The 19978-nt window shown below is 42.2% G+C and carries 15 protein-coding genes and 1 riboswitch; of the genes, 3 read left to right on the top strand and 12 right to left on the bottom strand.

The annotated features are described in order from the left end of the window. The 6 genes from trsS to B5771_RS05225 all read right to left on the bottom strand — a co-directional run bounded on the left by trsS (position 1) and on the right by B5771_RS05225 (position 7989). A complete protein-coding gene (trsS, locus tag B5771_RS05250) occupies positions 1-1344 on the bottom strand; it encodes a radical SAM (seleno)protein TrsS (protein ID WP_088186602.1) in 1344 nt (447 codons plus the stop codon). A 17-nt stretch (positions 1345-1361) separates the two neighbouring features. After that, positions 1362-2105, bottom strand: coding sequence for a DVU_1556 family methyltransferase (gene trsM, locus B5771_RS05245; protein ID WP_088186601.1), 744 nt, complete (start codon positions 2103-2105; stop codon positions 1362-1364). Between the two features lie 45 nt (positions 2106-2150). Next, positions 2151-2597: a DVU_1555 family C-GCAxxG-C-C protein gene (locus B5771_RS05240; RefSeq protein ID WP_088186600.1), complete on the bottom strand. Its 447-nt coding sequence runs from the start codon at positions 2595-2597 to the stop codon at positions 2151-2153. A 13-nt stretch (positions 2598-2610) separates the two neighbouring features. After that, a complete protein-coding gene (locus tag B5771_RS05235; protein WP_047811639.1) occupies positions 2611-2823 on the bottom strand; it encodes a DVU_1557 family redox protein in 213 nt (70 codons plus the stop codon). Continuing rightward, entirely contained in the window at positions 2816-5119 is a 2304-nt protein-coding gene (locus tag B5771_RS05230) for a pyridine nucleotide-disulfide oxidoreductase/dicluster-binding protein (protein ID WP_088186640.1), read from the bottom strand. The genes B5771_RS05235 and B5771_RS05230 overlap by 8 nt, the downstream gene beginning before the upstream one ends. Before the next feature lie 143 nt (positions 5120-5262). Beyond that, positions 5263-7989, bottom strand: a complete 2727-nt coding sequence (locus B5771_RS05225; RefSeq protein WP_088186599.1) for a molybdopterin-dependent aldehyde oxidoreductase — start codon at positions 7987-7989, stop codon at positions 5263-5265. A 420-nt stretch (positions 7990-8409) separates the two neighbouring features. Between B5771_RS05225 and B5771_RS05220 the strand changes: the two genes are divergently transcribed. Further along, a complete protein-coding gene (locus B5771_RS05220) occupies positions 8410-9432 on the top strand; it encodes a molybdopterin-binding protein (protein WP_088186598.1) in 1023 nt (340 codons plus the stop codon). Positions 9433-9775: 343 nt separating this feature from the next. Next, on the top strand, positions 9776-11647 hold the full coding sequence (locus B5771_RS05215) for a sigma-54-dependent Fis family transcriptional regulator (protein ID WP_088186597.1): 1872 nt from the start codon (positions 9776-9778) through the stop codon (positions 11645-11647). 100 nt (positions 11648-11747) lie between these two features. Here the strand turns inward: B5771_RS05215 and B5771_RS25040 are convergent, their stop codons facing one another. From B5771_RS25040 to B5771_RS05205, 3 genes are all read right to left on the bottom strand, one after another. Beyond that, the gene (locus B5771_RS25040; protein WP_282433319.1) at positions 11748-11882 is read right to left on the bottom strand and encodes a hypothetical protein; all 135 of its coding nucleotides are present in this window, start codon (positions 11880-11882) and stop codon (positions 11748-11750) included. A gap of 136 nt (positions 11883-12018) precedes the next feature. Next, on the bottom strand, positions 12019-12822 hold the full coding sequence (gene murI, locus B5771_RS05210) for a glutamate racemase (protein WP_088186596.1): 804 nt from the start codon (positions 12820-12822) through the stop codon (positions 12019-12021). A gap of 116 nt (positions 12823-12938) precedes the next feature. Then, a complete protein-coding gene (locus B5771_RS05205) occupies positions 12939-14513 on the bottom strand; it encodes an APC family permease (RefSeq protein WP_047811644.1) in 1575 nt (524 codons plus the stop codon). 536 nt (positions 14514-15049) lie between these two features. Further along, positions 15050-15196, top strand: a riboswitch (cyclic di-AMP (ydaO/yuaA leader). A gap of 118 nt (positions 15197-15314) precedes the next feature. Between B5771_RS05205 and B5771_RS05200 the strand changes: the two genes are divergently transcribed. After that, positions 15315-17321, top strand: a complete 2007-nt coding sequence (locus B5771_RS05200; RefSeq protein WP_047811645.1) for a KUP/HAK/KT family potassium transporter — start codon at positions 15315-15317, stop codon at positions 17319-17321. A 203-nt stretch (positions 17322-17524) separates the two neighbouring features. Here the strand turns inward: B5771_RS05200 and B5771_RS05195 are convergent, their stop codons facing one another. The 3 genes from B5771_RS05195 to B5771_RS05185 form a co-directional block, all read right to left on the bottom strand. Next, positions 17525-18247 carry an amino acid ABC transporter ATP-binding protein gene (locus tag B5771_RS05195; RefSeq protein ID WP_047811646.1) on the bottom strand — a complete coding sequence of 241 codons (723 nt, stop codon included), beginning with the start codon at positions 18245-18247 and terminating at the stop codon, positions 17525-17527. After that, a complete protein-coding gene (locus B5771_RS05190; RefSeq protein WP_047811647.1) occupies positions 18234-18908 on the bottom strand; it encodes an amino acid ABC transporter permease in 675 nt (224 codons plus the stop codon). Before B5771_RS05190 ends, B5771_RS05195 begins: the two co-directional genes overlap by 14 nt. Before the next feature lie 92 nt (positions 18909-19000). After that, entirely contained in the window at positions 19001-19804 is an 804-nt protein-coding gene (locus B5771_RS05185) for a basic amino acid ABC transporter substrate-binding protein (RefSeq protein ID WP_053006515.1), read from the bottom strand. Positions 19805-19978 lie beyond the last annotated feature (174 nt).

Below are 19978 nucleotides of genomic sequence, written 5' to 3'. Positions count from 1 at the left end.
TTATCTCCCCTTGCGGTAAAGTGAGCGCCCATTTTTAGCGGTGAGATTATAAGCACAAAAGGGAATTAACTTGCCTTCAGGGCTTACAACATGGATACAGCAATTCTTTAAGCGTTCAAGATCCAGATTCCAAACATCTTGAAAAGCCATACCGCTGAGGGAAAAAGCATACGTTTTAAGTTGTTGAATTAAATTGTCCCAGGAGTCGCCTGGATTATCCTTTACGGTTTGAACTTTAAACAACTCAGGACCTGACCACTGGCGGGCTACGAAGGTCCTGGTTTTTCTGGCCAGCTCATCCGCTCGTTCTGGTCCCTCACAGCAGGAATTGTTCAAGATCGGCTTCAAACTACCGTCAGCTCTGCGCGTAAAGCTGCCGCTGAAAGAACAGCGTCCATTGTGGGGCTTCAGATTTTCAGCTTTAATCAGTCCTTCTGTCTGCTTCTCAATGGCTTGAATAACTTCCGGCAGTGTAATCCGATCTTCGTCCAGCGGTTCTTGGGGAACTCTGCCGAAATAGCTTACAGGTTGGAAATGAACCCCTCGGACGGCAGGATGATTTTTTAGGGCGAACTTTATGATTCCGCCGATATTATCAGTGTTTATTCCCGGTATGAGAGTCGGTACTAAGACAACTCCGATTCCGTGTTCAGCACAGTTTTCAATGGCTTTCACTTTCAGATCGTAAAGCTGCCGTCCTCTGATTGCCTGATATATTTGATCCTCTGTACCATCAAATTGCAAAAAAACCGAGCTAAGGCCGGCTATCTTTAAGCGGCTTAAATATGGGGAATCCTCGGCCAGCCGTAAGCCATTCGTGTTAATCTGGATAAAGTTAAAACCCAATCTCCTGCCTATTTCTATGATTTCCGGCAAATCATCCCGGAGAGTCGGTTCACCGCCGGATAACTGGATATTCACCGGGCCACTGGCGGCAAGGACGTTTTTATACCACCCTTCAATCACTTTCAGCAAAGGTTCGTCAAGCTCCGTTCCGGCATTGGCAAAACAAAAGCGGCAGTTTAGATTGCAGCGCTGGGTAACTTCTAGCAAGGCCGTACAAGTTGTCTTATAATGGTCTGCGCACAAACCGCAGTCAAAGGGGCATCCCTTATCAACTTGTGTAAAACATTCCTTGGGCGGAGTAGGAATTGTAGGCCTGACCCAGGAGGCCCATTGAGGACTTCCATGCCAAATCAAGGTTCGATACTCACCATGTTCGGGGCAGCGTTTTACGAGATAAACATTCTCACCCTGAACCTCTCTTTGTGCCGGAATCTTGCGCAAACATTCCGGACATAAACTTTCAGTAGTGGAAGTTAAACTTCCCTCCCTAACCTTCATACGCTCTAATCCCTCTCTTACTGGAACTGGTATCCCTTATGGGCAATCAGTTGGAAATAGCCCATCTTTGCTTTTTTGACCGCTTCCTGGATAGAGTTAGGATCAACGAAACTTAAACACGAAGCAGATTTAAGCCAAAAATTTGTCATCGATCCATGAGTCATTATTAGATCAACCGTCAGTTGGATCAATAAATTTGTATGGTCACTCCAGTCAACAATCTGAAAGTCAAATTTATTAAGCATATTCAACAGTTCGTCCCTGGTCAACGCTCTTCTGATGCAGGACTCGATGCCGAGTTCGCGAAGGTCCTTTAGTCCATCAGGATTCCGGGCATAAACATCATTAATAATCAGCCGACCACCCTGCTTGAGTACCCGGAAAATTTCTTTCAGAACCTGATTCGGCTCTTCCATTACGGATAAGGTACACTCGGCGAATACCCCGTCCAGGTCGTCTGGCGGAAAGGGCAGCTCCTCTCCCCAACCCCGAATCAGGTTTAAGTCAGGATTTCTCCTTTTTCCGATTTCCAATAATACCTCCGAGGGGTCAATCCCAAGGGCTTGGAGCTGATATTCGGAGATCAAACGTTCAACCGTTGCACCACTGCCGGACCCCACGTCTAAGACTTTGGCACCGGGAAGAAAGTTACAGCGTTTTACTCCCAGATCGGTTAGGAAAAAGCCGCCCGGACGTAAAGTATCTCCTGTAGCCTGCCGAAGTGCGTCACCTTCATAGACTTTAAAAACATTGTTATTCATACAGTTTTGAGTCCTCCGTCTGAGTCGCCAACTTCCGGCTTTTTACTAATACTCTTCGTCTGGCTCTGGGTCTTCAGAATTAGCCGCTATTATCTCTTGAACCTTATTAAAAGTTGCTGCAACAATATTGCCGCAGCGTACCGGATACTCATTCCCCTCGTCCAAGGACTGGTCTAAAATCCCTTCACATTCGATACTGCCATGGACGTCTTCAAACCAGTTCATTAATTCCTTGAGCATAGCGTTGATTTTAAGGTGCCCTGATTCGCCGGGACTGCCCTTGCCGGCAGATAAGCCAATCAAGCACGCTCCACCGGTAAGCGCTCCGCAGGTTTTTCCCGACCTTCCAATTCCTCCGCACAAACCATGCATCGCTTTGATAAGATCGGGGTTTTCCTTTCCGAGATCATCTAACCCCAAAATCAAAATAATTTGACTGCAGCAAAACCCTTGAGCTGCCAGTTGAAACATCCGAAAGGCGTCGGCCGGCATCATCCATCCCCCTTTACTTATCTTCCAGGCTTTGCTCGACTTCAAACATCTTGCCTAAGGCCAGTTCCTCGGTAATCAGGACCAGACCACAGTTAAGACATTTAAGTTCTTGAACCTCGAAATCATTGCCTAAATAAGATGCCTTAACCAAACCCCGTTCCAGTTCGCCGCCGCATTTTCCGCACTTCCAAGGCAGTTTTTCCGTTTGTTTTGGTGTATTACTCATGAGCTCCCTCCACGATTTCCATGCGATGGCTGTAAGCATTGTAGACAATAAAACCTTGTTCCTGAGGTTCGTATTCAACCCAATAAGTTACCCTGAGGGGACGGTAATGGGCCAAACTGCGGCCATTATCGGGATTCATAAACTTTCTTCCTGTCCGCTCCGCATACTCAATAACCTGTTGGATATCCTCAATAAGAATATGACGGTCTTCCATTATCCCCCAAACTCTGTCATTGATTTGAAGGTTTATACTCATATAGGCTTCCTCCTGATCCGACGGAGTTTCTTGCCACAGCGTATGCAGCAGTTTACGTTTCAATTTGGCCCGATTTTCATGGCGGTAGGAAAAACCAACACTTGGCTTGACGGCAGCCTGCTCAAGATCGTCTGCAAAAATCAGATCTAATAAATGCCATGTTCGTTTGCCTTTAGAGGCAAACCGATCTCTGCACATAGCGCAGTAGGCAACATAATCCACATCGGACTCACTGATACGATCCTCGACAATTTTCTGCGCTAATTCCCGGTTGGCAAAGGACATCAGTCCACCATAACCGCAGCACTTGGTCCGCTCTTTGCTGTATGGCAATTCCTCAATGTCATACTTTAGTTTCTGTAGAATTTTTCGGACAGCATTATGGATGGACGGTTCATGTCTTGTTGTACAAGCATCTTGGACTGCCACTCTTCCTCCGCTGAGCATGTCTTCTTGTCCGGGCAGTTCCATGTCAGCCATCAACTCCCACAAAGAGACGATGTTCGGAAACTTTGTTTGGAACATACTGTGACAGGTGGAACAGGCTGTGATGATCTGGGGCTTGCCCAGCCGTTCCCATTCAGCAGCTAAGACTTCCCAATTTCTTCGGAGCAGGTCTTGCTCACCCGCCCAGTCAGCCGGCGCACCGCAGCAGCCAAGCATTAAACCTACGCCTCCGGTAAGCTTTTCCATCAACAATTTATAAACATTTTCTACGTGCTCAGGAGAGGAGGCGCTCAATTGGCACCCGGGAAAAAAGACGTAGCTGCTGGAATTACAGCCTGGCTGATGCCTGGCTAAGGCAAACTTATCACTGTTGCTGAAAGCCATGTCCCGCAAAGCAAAATCATGAGCTGAAGGCGGCATTTTTCCTTTGCCGACCATGGTTACCCGGCTTGCTTTGCAAACTTCTCCCAGATCTAATCCCTGCGGACAAACCTCAGCACATAACCCGCACAAACTGCAGGAGTTGATCATTTTATTGGCATGCCGCATCCCCATGACGATGGAATTATTATTATAAATTTGGCGCAGATACTTTTTAGGATAACTTCCGTAGCTTTCAATATATTTGCAGGCCTTGATACATTCCAGACACTGACAATTCAAACATCTGGAAGCCTCCTGAACAGCTTCTTCAACAGTGTACCCTGCCTGTTCATTACTCATAGACACTGCCGGCAACGGTTCAATTCCTTGAGTGTTAACAAACAGTTTACTCTCATAAGAACCTTCGCCTTCACGGGAAGCCGTTAAGGAAACCCCTTGTAAATAGCGGTCTATAGAAATTGCTGCTTTACGTCCGTCAGCGACAGACCTTATCGGTGAGTCATTATCCGCTAGGGTTCCCCCAAAAATACCTTTAATCGCTGTTGCACCGGTAACTGGGTCAAGCTCATAATGATTTCCGAGAAGTTCAACCGCGTCAGCTGATTGTTTCGCCAGGCCAAGATACAGGGCAGCAAAGTTCTCCTGAAGATTGGTTAAATCTAAGCGGGTAATTTCCCTGTTTCGTTCGATCTGAACCTTAAGTCGGGATAAAACGGAAAGTTCCTCGACAATAACTTCCGGGGACAATTGGTTTTCAGGAAAATCCCAGAGGCTGCCGCCAATTCGATCTGCTTTATCGAACAAGGTAACTTTATATCCTTTTTTAGCCAAATCATAAGCCACCGTCAGGCCTCTCAGTCCAGAACCTACTACCGCTACAGTTTGACTTTTTTCCGGAATCATCCCAGCTTTCGGCGAGTTACTGGATTGATTTTGTACACAAAACCTTTCTAATGCTGCTATTGAAATAGGTGATCCAACATCTCTGCGTTTACAGACGTCCTCACAGGGGTGATCACAAATCCGACCTATAATTCCGGGAAAGGGCTGTTTTTTTTGCAATGTTGTCAGAGCGCTTTTTAAATCCTTTTTTTGGATGTCGGACATTAGCTTGCGGGCATCGACATGGATTGGGCAACCCGCCGTACAGGCCGGAGGGTTTTCTTGGGTACACTTATCTTCCAGCAGTTTTAATTCCTCTTGTTCCATAAGCAACACCCGATTTCCTTAGTTATGGATGCAAACATAAACGGGTATACTGGGGCTTCTTAGCCCGGATAAAGCAGGGAACCTGCCATCACTAAGCATGTTCAGGTTCCCATACCTTGCTTCGGTGGGGGTAGAGTACACTCTTAACCTTTAGCCTGAAGGCCGGCAAGTACTTTTTCCGGACGGGCGGGTAAATGCGTTACCCGAACACCACAGGCATTATAGATAGCATTAATAATAGAAGCATGGGGTGAGGTTAAAGGCAGTTCTCCTGAACCTGCGGCGCCAAAGGGGCCATTGGGGCGATACGTTTCAACATAGAGAAGTTCAATATCATCAGGAACATCCTTGATAAAAGGCAGACCCGCGCCAATGAGATCAGAGTGTTTCTTCAGATCTTCAAAATCTTCGCTTAGAGCCAGGCCAAGGCCTTGAACTAACCCGCCGTAAAGCTGCCCATCCACAACCAGCTTATTGGCAATCTTGCCGACATCGGCAACCATTGTCATCTTGACAACGTTTGTTTTGCCGGTTGTAATATCGACTTCAACTTGTGACAAGAAGGCTCCGTACATATAGACAGCAAAGGGATTGCCTTGTCCTGTCTCCACATTACACTCTGAGGCAGGAGCAGTCCAGGCGCCTTGGAAGAACACCGGCAGATTTTCGGCAATCATTTCTTCATAAGTTCGAAAGGTTCCGTCCTCTTTCTTTATCCCTTGCAGCAGCGCTTCACATGCAACCCGAGTGGCATTTCCGACTAAGACTTGTGAACGGCTTCCTCCAGCAGGCCCACTGTTGGGGGTTCTCTCCATATCATTCATCACAAGCTTAATGTTTTCCGGTTTAATTCCCAAGGGACGCAGAGCTTCATGGGCTGTGGCCAGTGATCCCATATCAGCTCCCTGACCGTGATCTTCCCAGGACGTGTAAACCGTTACACCGGTTGCCGTTAGTTCCACATTCACTGCAGCACTGTCTGCCCCGTCTAAGCCTGACCCATAGACTCCAATCGAGATACCGATTCCGCGTTTTTTATTGGGTGCTGATGGCGGCTGTTTAGCCCATTCTTTTGCTTGATCGTATTTAGGTTTAAGTTTATCCATAATCTCAACTAAACAATACACATCAGGTTCACAGCCGGTAGGGGTTGTATCACCGGGCCGATAGACATTTTTATAGCGCAGTTCAAAAGGATCCATACCCAGCTTTTCGGCAAGTTCATCCAGCAAAACTTCAGACGAGAAAAGGCTTTGCGGTGAGCCATACCCTCTGAAGGCTGAACCCCAGGCATGGTTGGTGCAAACCGTTCGGCCAAAGCCGCGGATGTTGGGAATATTGTAACCACTGCCAATGAATTGGGAGCCTCTTATGGTAAGCAGATCGCCAAATTCGGAATATGGGCCGTGATCTACGGACCAATCAGATTCCATGGCAATTAATTTGCCCTCTTTAGTTGCTCCATATTTAAGATTAATAAAGAAGGGGGAACGTTTTCCTGTGTAGGTCATCTGCTGATAATAATCAAACTCCAGGTATACGGGCTTGCCTGTGGCAACTGCCGCAACTCCTAACAAAGCTTCGATGGTTGGGCTGAACTTATAGCCGAAAGTTCCGCCGGCGTTGTTTTGAACTAATATCAGTTTTTCAGACTCAATTCCTATGCCCGCACAAATCATAGCCTGATGGAGATGGATTCCGATACTTTTCGAATGGATGATTAGTTTACCATCTTCATCGAAAAAGGCGTAGCCGACATCGGGCTCAATGGGCATATGGGGCTGACGTCCAACATAAAAGTCGTCTTCCACAACGACATCTGCTTTTTCCAGCAGAGGTGCGGTATCTTCACCCTTAACAACCTTCGTTTCAAAATAGATATTTGGGGTTCCAGGATGAATCTCGATGGCATCGTCAGCCATGGCCGCCGGAGCACTCATATATTCCGGCAGCAATTCCAGGTCCACTTTAACCTTTTCCACTGCGGCTTGAGCATGTTCCGCAGTATCGGCTGCAACGATAGCTATCGCATCACCAAATTGGAACACTTTTTTATCGCAAAGGATCGGGCGGTCCCAGCCGTCACCTTTATTCGTCGGAAAAGTAATTAAACCTGTAATTTTGTTTTTGCCCACGACATCTTTGGCTGTAATAACTCTGTAGACACCAGGCATTTTTTCTGCTTCCGAAGTATCTATAGAAAGAATATTGGCATGAGAAACTTTGGCCTGAACCAGTTTCAGCTGCAAGGTTCCGCACGGCAATTTGTGTCCGGAGTCAGCGCCAAAATCCCAAGTCCCGGTAACCTTAGCCAATGCAGACGGACGAATATAGTTACTGCCCCAAATTCGGCCGTCTTCAGGTAATTTGCACCATAACTCTTCGGTGGTAACTTCTCCCCTCATTAAACGAGCGGCATCCATAACTGCGTCTACTAAAGGCTTATACCCTGTGCAGCGGCAGGCATTTCGATGCTTTTGAAACCAATCCCGAACATCCTCTCTTGAAGGGTTTATATTTTCTTCCAAGAGCTGCTTAGCCGATACAATAAATCCGGGACTGCAGAAGCCACATTGAGCAGCACCGTGAATCATCCAGGACAGTTGTAAAGGATGCAAATGATCTTTAGTCCCTACGCCTTCAATAGTTGTGATTTCCGCATGATCGGGAATTCGTTTCATTTTTGTAACACAGGAGCGAATAACCTTTCCATCCACGATCACGGAACAGGCGCCGCATTGTGCTTTGCCGCATCCTATTTTAGTTCCAGTCATATGCAGTTGTCCACGCAATACATTTGCCAGGGTAGCTTCCCCATCGACAATTAAAACTTGAGAGCTTCCGTTAATAATTAAGTTCTTTTTAAGCAATTTTTTCTCTCCTTTATGGTTAATTAAACCTAAAAATCATATTCCATCCATTTCCACCAATATTCATCCGTATTCTACCAGTAAGTTTTTCCCTCCAAAACAACTCTTAGTCAACTGAAAATTTCCTCCCACCCCTTTTTTCTTAAAATGAGAACTTTTAATAATTTTTGTGTAACTTTAGTGTTTTTGTTCCTTTACACCAGGTTTAATTGCAAGATTTGTGCCAATAATTTTGTGAATTTATAACTACCTTATTTTAATGAAAATTCCGGCTTGATCTCATATAAAGAATACGATACCATAAAAGACAACCAGTATTCTTTCCCTCCGCCGCCTTATAACTTCTGAAAGTTTTAGTTTAACTCCATGGTGCGTGGCTTTAAGCCCTCCTTTCCCTAGCACAAATTGGAGGTTTTCACAATGGAAAAAATCAAGGTTCAAGATTCTGTTGGCGCTGTCTTAATTCATGACATGACTCAAATTATTCCTGGTGTCACAAAAGGTCCGCGATTTCGCAAGGGACATGTCGTCCGTGAAGAAGATATTCCTATTCTGCTAAGCATGGGAAAGGAACACATTTATGTTTGGGATCAAAATCCCGGTCTGATTCATGAAAATGAAGCAGCAGAGCGACTTGCTAAAGCGGCTTGCGGACCGGGACTCACCCTTGACGAACCCAAAGAAGGAAAAATCACATTCACCGCCGCCCACGACGGACTCCTTTATATCTCTGAAGACGGCATTCTAGCCTTAAATTCCTTGGAATACATTATCCTTGCTACGCTTCACAATCATCGTCCTGTCAAAAAAGGCACTAAAGTTGCCGGTACTCGTGTTGTTCCTCTGATGATTGACGAGAAGGTGATCCTAGAAGCTGAACGAATTGCCAAAACGTTTTCAACCCCGCTCCTTGAAGTTCGTCCTTTGAAATCATTCAAAGTGGGCATTGTCACTACAGGCAATGAAATCTATCATGGAAGAATCCAAGATAAGTTTGGCCCTGTCCTGCGTGCCAAAGTCGAAGCTTGGGGCTCTGAAGTACTGAAGCAAACTTTTGCCAGCGATGATATCTCTCTGATTCAAAGCTCTATCCAAGATCATTTAGATCAGGGTGCGGACATGATCCTGGTCAGCGGCGGTATGTCGGTAGATCCGGATGATGTAACACCCACGGCCATCAAAGAAATGGGCGCGGAGCTCATCTCCTATGGTGCTCCTGTTTTGCCCGGCGCCATGTTTTTAGTGGCCTATATTAATGATGTTCCAATTCTAGGATTACCTGGATGTGTTATGTATTCTAAGACGACTGCATTTGACCTGTTTGCTCCACGTCTGCTGACAGGAGAACGGCTGTCACGCCGTGATATCGTCAAGGCAGGTCATGGCGGGCTTTGTCTTGACTGTCCTGTCTGTTCTTACCCTCATTGTTCCTTCGGCAAGTGAATAAGTCGCGCACATAATCTGTCAAGAACTTCAAAGCCCAACCTTCTGAAATTCTAAGTTGGGCTTTTGAGGTTTTATAAAGGCTATGTCATTCAGTTTTCACCATATTATTATTACAAAATAATTTATTTTTTATTAAAATTAATAAAACTTAAGTTCAAATGGTCTTGATATAATAGTTTGAAAAATAAAAATGTTCCATTTCTGATCTTAGTGTTCATTATTAGTGTTCCAAAATGGAACGTTTTAATTAGTATTGCATAGTTGTTTGTTTAGAATATTTGTGTTATTCTGTCAAGACAAGATCCTCATCAACTTTAATGCTAGAGAGAGGGGAAAGAGTATGAGCAACCATTGGAATCGTTTCATCAATGGGGAGAGCGTCGAATCGGAAGTAACTCCTTCCATCTATCGTTCCTGGCAGCGAAGTATTGAATTTCAAGTTGATCATAGGCTAATTACGAATCAGGATATTCTCTCAAAGCCCCGTCTTACAGAGCGTCGTGAAGCCCAAGAATCATTAATCCGAGCCGGCGAAACAGTTTTGCCTTATATCTTCAGTTTGTTGGGAAGCAATAAATATACAGTATTGCTTTGTGACAACGAGGGATATATTATCGAAGCTACCGGCGATGATTCTTTTATGAGTAAAGCCCAAAAAGTATATCTAAGTCCCGGAGCCAGTTGGCGGGAAGAAATAAGAGGAACCAACGCCATCGGAACTGCACTCCGAGATAATGCCCCCATCTCTGTTTTTGGTTGGGAACATTTTGTACGTGACAATCATTTTTTGGCATGCTGGGCAGCCCCAATTCAAAACACAGCAGGAGCACCTCTCGGCGTTTTTGATATTAGTGGGGAAGTCGCTGAAGATCGTGAAAAAATCCTCAGAATTGCTCGGATGGGGGCAAGCATGATCGAAAAAAATCTACAGCTTCTTGAGTTACAAGATCAACTGGAATTTTATCAAGAAGGTGCAAAGTTAGCTTCATCCCTTTTAAATCAGGGATTTCTAGCTATTGATCGAAACGGGATCATTACAAACATCAACACTTTAGGGGCTGCACTTCTCGGGCGCAAACAGGAGGAAATTATCGGACAGCTTGCCGCAGATATTTTTAGTTCACCCAAAGGTTGGATGTTAAGCGGGCGTTCCTTAAACCTGAAAATAAAAAATAGCTACGGAAATGAGATATCTTCCCATCTGAAGCAGGTCATTAATGATAAGGGCTATTCGTTAGGTGCAGTAGGGACTCTTCAAGTTACAACAGAATCCTCTGCTGTGACCAATAACACCTTATGGATTGGGCACGGTGAGAATACTCAGCGAACCTTGGCAAGGGCTTCCAAAGTTGCTGCCACTCACTCATCCGTACTAATTCACGGTGAAAGCGGAACCGGAAAAGAAATTATCGCCCAGACAATCCATCAACTTAGCCCACGACGAGATGGGCCCTTTATTGCTCTAAATTGTGCTTCACTGTCTTCTTCACTTGTTGAAAGTGAGCTTTTTGGGTATGTCGAAGGCGCCTTCACCGGAGCACGTCGTGGTGGAAAGCCCGGGAAATTTGAATTAGCGGACAAGGGAACCATTTTCTTGGATGAAATCGGCGATATGCCCTTAAATGTACAGGTAGCCCTACTTCGCGCACTTCAGGAAAAAGAAGTCTGCCGCATCGGAGATACGAAAACAAAGAAAATTGACGTACGAGTTATTGCAGCATCACACAAAGATCTTTCCGCTCTTGTGGCAAGTAATCGTTTTCGACTTGACTTGTACTATCGTTTGAAAGTTGTGACTTTAGATTTACCTCCGCTGCGCGAACGGGTGGAAGATATTAGAGATTTAGTCCCCCATTTCATTCACAAAGCCAGTACGTCCTTTGGAATTCAAGTCATTGGAATTCAAGAAGAAGTATATCCTTACTTGCTGGCCCAAAAATGGCCGGGTAATGTCCGTGAACTCGAGAATTGCATTGAAAGTATGGTTGCACTCGCCGAAGGTCCCATTTTAACCGTTGCAGATCTACCTGATGAATTTAAACAAACTGGCACACAAACTGAACCTGAACCTTTACTTGAGCAACAGACTAAACATGCAATCCTCTATGCACTTACTCAAACCAAAGGAAAAATAGCTCCGGCTGCCAAACTTCTCGGTATTGGAAGGAATACCCTCTACCGAAGGATGAAAGAAATGAATATACACATATAAGAAGTTCTTCTTCAGTTGAAAATAACAACAATTGATTACAAAAACATCCCAGAGACCTGGTATCTCTAGGATGTTTTTGTAATTTTGCCCACTTATTCAATTAGTGAATCGTATCAGTGTTTTTGGAAGTGACACGAAACAATTTGTATCCAACACTTGGTACATTATAATTACGGATAAGATTCAAGTGATTGGAACCATTGTATTTTGTTACGTTCGTAGAGCGATTGTTCATTAAACGATAACCTCCTATTGCAAATTATTGTTAAAGTTATATATCAAAATATACTTATATCCTTTCTCAATAACTTTAAATATAGTATGGTAAGTTTTATGAACTTCTAGAGTAATGGAGGCCAACAAATTTTGGTTCAGCCCCTTGTATTAGTCATTAATATATTAATGTCATCTAATCTATTAAATAATTTGCTATAGTTATCTAATAACGCTTTCTCTTTAACTCTTAATCCAGAGTTATAAAAAATCATATTGCCATTTCCTTCGTTTGTGGAGTTCATTTCTTCCAAAGTTCGTTTTAAGTTTCTCACAGTTCCTATGTTTCCATCAATTATATTAGTATTTGATGGTAGTACTTTCCTGAACATATCTTTATAAAAAGAAAAATGAGTGCAGCCTAAAACTATAGTTTCATAGTTGCTTAAATCAAATTTTGATAATTGTTCTTGAAGGTAAGGTAATACTTTTTCTTCACTAAACTCAAATCCTTCGGAAAATTGGACTAACCCTGAAAGTGATAATAAATCAACAATATGTTCATTATCTAATTTTGTAATAAGATTTTGTAGTTTGTCTTCCTTTAAAGTCAAAGCGGTGGCTGTTACCAAAATCCGTTTCGTTACATCTTTATTTTTCTCAAAGGCTGGTTTTACAGCAGGCTCCATTCCTATAATTGGAATATCAAATTTAGACCTCAAATCATCGATTGCCACACTTGTAGCAGTATTACAGGCAATAACTATTGCTTTAACTCCTTGTTGGGCAATAAATTCTACAGCATTAAGAACATATTGTTTAACTTCGTCTTTCGGCTTCGGCCCATACGGAACATTTAATGTATCCGCATAGTATAAATAATCCTCATTGGGCAACATTTTAAGTGCCTCATATAATACTGTAATACCTCCCACCCCAGAATCAAAAAAACCTATTTTCATCTCTAGCCTCCAAAATAACGATTATTGGTCTCATATCCGTTCTTTTCCAGGATCTGTACTGACCTGTATTGGCATTCACCATACTTTATCAGTGTGTGCCCAAGGTATCTTTAATCTTAATACTCACCGTTAGCGATTTGACGGCTGGTATCATCTATTTCTTCGGTTCGATATCCGGAATGCAGGCCCCACATAAAGGCTAATAGACTAACAATAGCAAAAACGATTGTATCGTAAGGAGCAGGAATGATGTTCTTGCCTCCAAATGATTTACTGCCAGCGTATGAAAAGACTATAATGAAGACTAAATACACGGCGAGCCACAGACCAGAACGGATATGACGGGACCGAAAATTTCCTTTGCAGTAATAATAGAAATAAATCAAAAGACCGACGACGACAGATCCCAGGGCGTAGCCGGTATTGGGCCAACCGGTCCAGTAAACGATTAGCCCGGCAACGATAAAGGCCAGAGGGGATAGAACAGATAAGCCAAAAATGTTGATGGGTCGCGGAATTTCCGGGGCTGTGCGTCGAAGGACGCTGGTAGCTACGGGTCCCAGAAGGTAACTGATTACTCCTGTAACCGAAACAAAAGCGATAATTTTATTCCAGGAAGAAAAAGGAAGGAGAGTAAGCAGGCCGACGATGAGGTTAAAGTATAAAGCATTAACAGGGATGCGCCATTTGGGATGGATTTTGCTAAATAGTTTAGGCATGTAGCCATTTTCTGCCATAGCATAAATTCCTCGAGCGGTAGACGCGGTGTAGACCAGGCCTGTTCCCGCCGGAGAGATCATTGCATCGGCTTGCAGGACAATCGCTAACCAGCCGATGTTGACGGCTGCGGCCAGCTGAGCGAAAGGAGCATCCAAACTCAAAGAAGACCAGCCTTTGCTCAACATTGCAGGAGTGAGACTTCCTACGAAAGCTATTTCCAATAAAACATAAATACCGACACAGATAAGAACCGTCAGGATAAGGGCAAGCGGCAGATCTCGCTTTGGATTACGGGATTCCCCCGCTAATTCCACCGGCTGACGGAAGCCCTGGAGGGAGAAAATGATCCCCGAACTACCGACCGCCATCAAGGTCGAGGAAAATCCACTGGGGAAAAATCCCCCATGACTGGTAAAGTTGCTGCTATGAAAACCAAAAGCCATGATTAAGACAGCCGTTAGAACAGGAATAACAAATTTGATCCAGGTAATACTTGTATTAACACGAGCAAAGAGTTTTACACCAAAGTAATTAAGAATGAAAAAAAGCACCGTTAGAAGAATGGAGACTAAAAGACCGCTCAGAGTAAGCAATCCTGTATTAGTATTATAGAGAATATGTACAAAATTATTGGCATATTGGGTGATCGCTTCAGCTTCAGCAGGTGGAGTAGCAACCCAGCTTAACCATCCTCCCCACCCTATGATAAAGCTGACCAGGCTTCCATGAGAATATTGTGGGTATCGGACTGTGCCTCCAGCTTCCGGAAGCATCCCCCCTAACTCAGCATAAACTAGGGCCATGAGAATGACGGCTATACCACCCACAATCCAGGAGATTATGGCTGAGGGCCCGGCAACTGCCGCCGCAGCTTGAGAGGCTAGGAGCCAGCCAGAACCGATAATGCCGCCTACTCCGGCAAATGTTAAATCTAAAAGAGATAAATCACGTTTTAATTTTGATTGTTGCATTTTGCAAAACATCCTCCTCAAGCTTGATCCAATCGTAAGACTCCCCCACTTCTCTAAGTGGGAGTGGGTTCCCCGTATTTTAGCCAAACGAGTTCACTAGTCCACCAAAGCTAGAAAAATTCATTGGAATGACTAGAAACATAGTATAAGAAGTTATTAGTGATCATTTTTAATATTTTGCGTATTTCACCTTCTTATAAACATTTTTCGATTATTTTATCACAGTTTACACTTATAATAGCAAATATATTATAATTTATAAATTTTAAAGTTTAAAGCTTAAAGCTTAAAGCTTAAAGCTTAAAGCTTAACCAGTATAACCTAATCGTTGAATGTTGGCAAAACTTATAGAGACACCCCCAGCAAAAGATGATTTAGGATTAAGCAAATTGAAGAACGATGCAGAGATAATACGCATGACTAATTATAATAAAAGTACCTCTGAATAGTAAGCTTGTTAGGAGAATATTCGCTGTAAATACCTCATTATGGTGCTATATATTCTAGTATTAAAGGATTAATATTATTAACAGTTATATAAACAAACGCTGAATTCTTAGGAAGCGGGGGAACCAGATAAGGGCTATTGATTTAGCCCAATGGGGTGAATCACAGTATGTGACGGGTTATTTCTTTCGACCCGAATCCGGCAGCTAACCTCGCAGGCGTTGAAAGGAGGGGGAAAACAAACCATACCAGCTGGTTTGTTTACATACTTTTATACACTGACCCCAAATGGGGTTTTTCTTTTGGTATTAATCAGACAGAGCTAAACTATAAAGTGATATGAAAGGATAGATAATGGAAAAGGAATTGCATTTCTGTAAAGAACGACCATTAACTATTGCGGGTATGCTCGTAACCATCGGTGTTGTTTATGGTGATATTGGTACATCACCCTTATATGTAATGAAGGCGTTAATTGAAGGAAACGGACAATTAAATTCAATAACCAACGAGTTTATATACGGTTCCATTTCCCTTATTTTCTGGACTATTACCTTACTTACCACTATTAAGTACGTCCTTATCACACTTAGAGCAGACAATCATGGGGAAGGTGGCATCCTTGCACTATATTCATTAATCCGAAGAAGACGTGCTTGGTTTATTGTCCCGGCTATGATTGGGGCTGCAGCCCTTTTAGCAGACGGTATTTTAACTCCGGCAGTTACCGTCACAAGTGCAGTAGAAGGATTAAAATGGATTCCCGCCTATACTAATAATTTCGGTTCAAATCAATCCACTGTAATTATAATTACCATTTTTATTCTTTGTGTTCTATTCCTCCTGCAACGTTCCGGGACCGAGATATTAGGACGATTATTCGGACCAATTATGCTTTTATGGTTTCTTATGCTGGCCGTTCTGGGCATAATTCATATTTCTGGGAACCTGAATATACTCAAATCACTATCTCCATACTATGGAATTAAATTGTTGTTTAGTGATCAAAACAAAGCCGGGTTTGCGATCTTGGGCAGCGTATTCTTGGCCACTACAGGTGCTGAAGCATTGTATTCCGATCTAGGGCACGTTGGACGGAAAAACATTTACGGAACTTGGCCTTTCGTTAAAATCTGCCTGCTTCTGAACTATTTCGGGCAAGGGGCTTGGGTGCTGCAGATTAAAGATAACCCTGGAATGCAGCATATGTTTGATTTTAATCCTTTTTTTGGTCTAATTCCGGAAAACTTTCGTATTATTGGTGTCATTTTAGCAACTCTTGCAGCGATTATTGCTTCTCAAGCTTTAATTAGTGGATCCTATACACTCGTTTCAGAAGCAATTAAATTAGATTTATTGCCGAGATTAAAGATTCATTATCCGGCTTTGTCAAAAGGTCAAATGTACATTCCAATCGTCAATCACCTTTTGATGCTTTCTTGTATCGGAGTGGTTCTATACTTCCAAACTTCTTCACACATGGAAGCAGCCTATGGATTAGCAATTACAATTACGATGTTGATGACTACAATCTTGTTGTTCAATTGGCTTATTAAGAAAAGGGTATCCAGGCTGCTCTCACTTCTCGTGCCCATTATTTTTGGAACAATAGAAACTTGTTTTTTCCTTTCAAGTGCAGCGAAGTTTTTTCGCGGCGGTTTTATAACGGTGTTTATTGCTGCTCTAATTTTAATACAAATGATTTTATGGTATAAAGCGACTATTTTCGAAAAAATGGTGATAAAAGAAGTTTCACTGAAAGATTATATTGATAAACTTGGAATGCTTAGAAATGATGAACATTTTCCGATATATGCTACGAACCTGGTTTATTTAACAAATAAGTCCAAACCAGGAAAAGTAGACAAGGAAATTATTTACTCGATTTTGGATAAAAGGCCAAAAAGAGCAGAAGTTTATTGGTTTATCAATGTTCAGGTCACCGATGAACCGAGGTCTATGACCTATACTGTTGAAAACTTTGGCACCGATTATGTTTTTAAGATTCAACTTCGTTTAGGATTTAGGGTTGAACAAAAAGTGAGCAGGTATTTAAGACAAATTGTAACCGATCTTATGAAGTCACACGAAATAAAAGAACAATTGCAATTATATGCTACAAATGATATCAATCGTAACATTGGGGATTTCTGTTTTGTTTTAGTACGCGAAGAACTGGCTAATGATAACAGCCTACCTTTATATAAACAACTTATTATGCAATTTAAACTTCGCTTAAAGAAAATTACAGTTTCTCCCGTAAGTTGGTTTGGACTGGAACATACTGATGTGAAGGTTGAGCATGTTCCTTTACGTTTAGGAACCCCCAAGCAAATTAAGCTTAAAAGAGAATCTAGATAAACAAAATTTGAGTTTTATGACTAATTTCTTATATTAATCCTCAGTCTGTTCTAAATTTAATAGGATACCCAAAAGCACAGGCAAAACTTGCCTGTGCTTTTGGGTAGGTTAACTTTTTGATCAGAAAGCTTTAATCAATCTAACTACTCCCACTTGTAAAAGTGGGAGTAGTTCTGAGTACACACAAATTTCAATTGATAAATTTAAAGTATTTTACTTAAAAACAATTTTGTTCTTTCTTCCTTAGGGTTGTTGAAAATTTCATTAGGGGTATTTTCTTCAACTATCACTCCATCATCCATAAATAAAACCCGATCACCGACTTCACGGGCAAAGCCCATTTCATGTGTTACCACTGCCATCGTCATTCCCTCACGAGCTAGATCCTTCATGACAGCGAGTACTTCTCCGACCATCTCCGGGTCTAACGCTGAGGTAGGTTCATCAAATAACATGACTATTGGATTCATTGCCAGAGCCCTGGCAATAGCCACTCTCTGTTGTTGCCCTCCTGAAAGTTGATCTGGATAAGCTCCGGCTTTCTCCTTTAAGCCCACTTTTTCCAATAAAGTAAATGCTCTTTTCTCAGCTTCTTGTTGAGAAACTTTCAAAACTTTGCGCGGTCCGATCGTTATATTTTCCAGTACTGATAAGTGATGGAATAAGTTAAATCTCTGGAATACCATGCCAACTTCTTTACGAACATGACTTAAATTTGTTTTGCTGTGGGTTATTTCTCTATTATTTACAAATATTTGTCCATCTGAGACTTTTTCCAAACCATTCAAGCAACGTAAAAAAGTACTTTTACCTGATCCTGAAGGACCAATGATCACAACTACTTCTTGTGGTTTAATCTCTAAAGAAATATCATGTAGAACCCTATGTTGACCAAAATGTTTGGTAATATTATTAACGTTTATCAATTTGCCACCTTCTTTCTAAATATCCCGAGAGAGCTGTTAGCAGAAGGATAATGATTAAATAGACGGCGGCAATAGCTGTCCAAATTTGTAAAGAGGCAAAGTTTGTGGAAATTATAATCTGTCCGCTTCGGGTAAGTTCAGTCACAGATATAGCCGATAACAAAGACGTATCTTTAATCGTCTGGATAAATTGGTTGACTAGAGGCGGCACCATGCGTTTGAATGCTTGAGGCAAAATTATAAATCTCATCGTCTGAGGTCCGGTCATACCAATACTTAAAGCGGCCTCTGATTGGCCGCGATCCACAGCTAAAATTCCTGCACGAATAATTTCTGTAATATAAGCGCCTTCATTTAATGCCAAGGCTATAATTCCAGCAATTGGTGTAAAATACGGATCAAACCATTTATGCATCGGTAAAATCATAGGGATAGCGAAATAAATATAAAATATTTCTACTAGAAGAGGCAAACCTCGGAAGATATGCACATAAATTTCACCTATCCGACGTAATATCGCAAAACGGGATAATTTTAACAGGGCAAAAGCAAGGCCCAAAACAGTAGCCAAAATAATTGACGCTATAGAATACCAAACGGTTAATTGAGCCCCTTTTATCAACTGGGGCATAGCTGCTGATACTATCTGAAAAAAGTTCACTTATGCCTCATTTCCTCCCTGACGATTTTAAATGAGCGCAGCATTAGCTGCGCTCAACGCATTTGATTTTCAACTAACCATTTTGAAGTCGTTTATTTTTTTATTAAGCCATTGTTATCTGATTTGAAATAATCTCGGTAAATTTTTTCGTATTGTCCGTTCGCTATTAATTTATCCAATCCATCATTAATTTTTTGTAAGAGTTGAGAGTTTTGTTTAGTAACCGCTATACCATAATCTTCTCCTGTCAGAAGGCTGCCTACTACTTTAACATTGCTGTGCCCAGTATTAATGTAATTTAAGTTAACAGGATTATCGAAGACAACCGCTTGGGCTCCGCCATTTTGCAATTCATTATAAGCATCATCAATATTGTTAAATCGCTTAATTTTAATCCCCTGATCTTTAGAAAGCATGATATCAGCTGTTGTTCCTAATTTAACAGCCACCGTCTTGCCCTTGAGGTCAGCAAGGCCTTTGATCGTACTATCATTTTTAACTAAGATTGACAGACCCGAATGATAATAGGGTTTAGAAAAGTTGACTTGCTGCTCACGAGCCGACGTAATAGTCATGCCGGCTACAGCAACGTCAATCGTTCCGGTTTGAATAGCAGGGATCAGACCTTGGAAATCCATAGTTTGAATAGGATCAGCAATTTTTAAATTCTCTTGAGCAGCGATGGCTTTGATCAAGTCGATATCAAAGCCAGTTACCTTACCATCCTTCATCATCTCAAATGGGGGAAATGTAACATCGGCACCTAACTTAATGACTTCCTGTTGACTTGCACTTTTGCCGGCTGAACTAGACGTACTAGTCGTGCCTGTTGTACCACAACCAACAAGTAATGCCCCTGCCATGATAGCTGCCATTAATACCTTTACTTTGCGCAAAAAAAACTCCTCCTTTATGTTTCTCCATTATTTAAATATGTTTTCGTATCTGCCACTCTTTTTAGACTATCTTTAAACATTTCTCATCGTTTTGATAGCTTAAAGAATTGCAACCTGATTTATATATTATTTCGTTCTACTTTTATAATTCCCTTCTGTATTTTATTAATTATA

It is taken from the genome of Desulfosporosinus sp. FKA, from assembly GCF_002196785.1.
Taxonomy (GTDB): domain Bacteria; phylum Bacillota; class Desulfitobacteriia; order Desulfitobacteriales; family Desulfitobacteriaceae; genus Desulfosporosinus; species Desulfosporosinus acididurans.
This window is presented reverse-complemented; position numbering and strand designations above follow the sequence as displayed.

What these genes read in the sequence shown, in the direction of transcription:
- B5771_RS05230 (WP_088186640.1), bottom strand. Translation starts at nt 5,119, where the DNA reads ATGGAACAAGAGGAATTAAAACTGCTGGAAGATAAGTGTACCCAAGAA.
- B5771_RS05205 (WP_047811644.1), bottom strand. Translation starts at nt 14,513, where the DNA reads ATGCAACAATCAAAATTAAAACGTGATTTATCTCTTTTAGATTTAACA.
- B5771_RS25040 (WP_282433319.1), bottom strand. Translation starts at nt 11,882, where the DNA reads ATGAACAATCGCTCTACGAACGTAACAAAATACAATGGTTCCAATCAC.
- murI (WP_088186596.1), bottom strand. Translation starts at nt 12,822, where the DNA reads ATGAAAATAGGTTTTTTTGATTCTGGGGTGGGAGGTATTACAGTATTA.
- B5771_RS05200 (WP_047811645.1), top strand. Translation starts at nt 15,315, where the DNA reads ATGGAAAAGGAATTGCATTTCTGTAAAGAACGACCATTAACTATTGCG.
- B5771_RS05215 (WP_088186597.1), top strand. Translation starts at nt 9,776, where the DNA reads ATGAGCAACCATTGGAATCGTTTCATCAATGGGGAGAGCGTCGAATCG.
- trsS (WP_088186602.1), bottom strand. Translation starts at nt 1,344, where the DNA reads ATGAAGGTTAGGGAGGGAAGTTTAACTTCCACTACTGAAAGTTTATGT.
- B5771_RS05240 (WP_088186600.1), bottom strand. Translation starts at nt 2,597, where the DNA reads ATGCCGGCCGACGCCTTTCGGATGTTTCAACTGGCAGCTCAAGGGTTT.
- B5771_RS05220 (WP_088186598.1), top strand. Translation starts at nt 8,410, where the DNA reads ATGGAAAAAATCAAGGTTCAAGATTCTGTTGGCGCTGTCTTAATTCAT.
- trsM (WP_088186601.1), bottom strand. Translation starts at nt 2,105, where the DNA reads ATGAATAACAATGTTTTTAAAGTCTATGAAGGTGACGCACTTCGGCAG.
- B5771_RS05235 (WP_047811639.1), bottom strand. Translation starts at nt 2,823, where the DNA reads ATGAGTAATACACCAAAACAAACGGAAAAACTGCCTTGGAAGTGCGGA.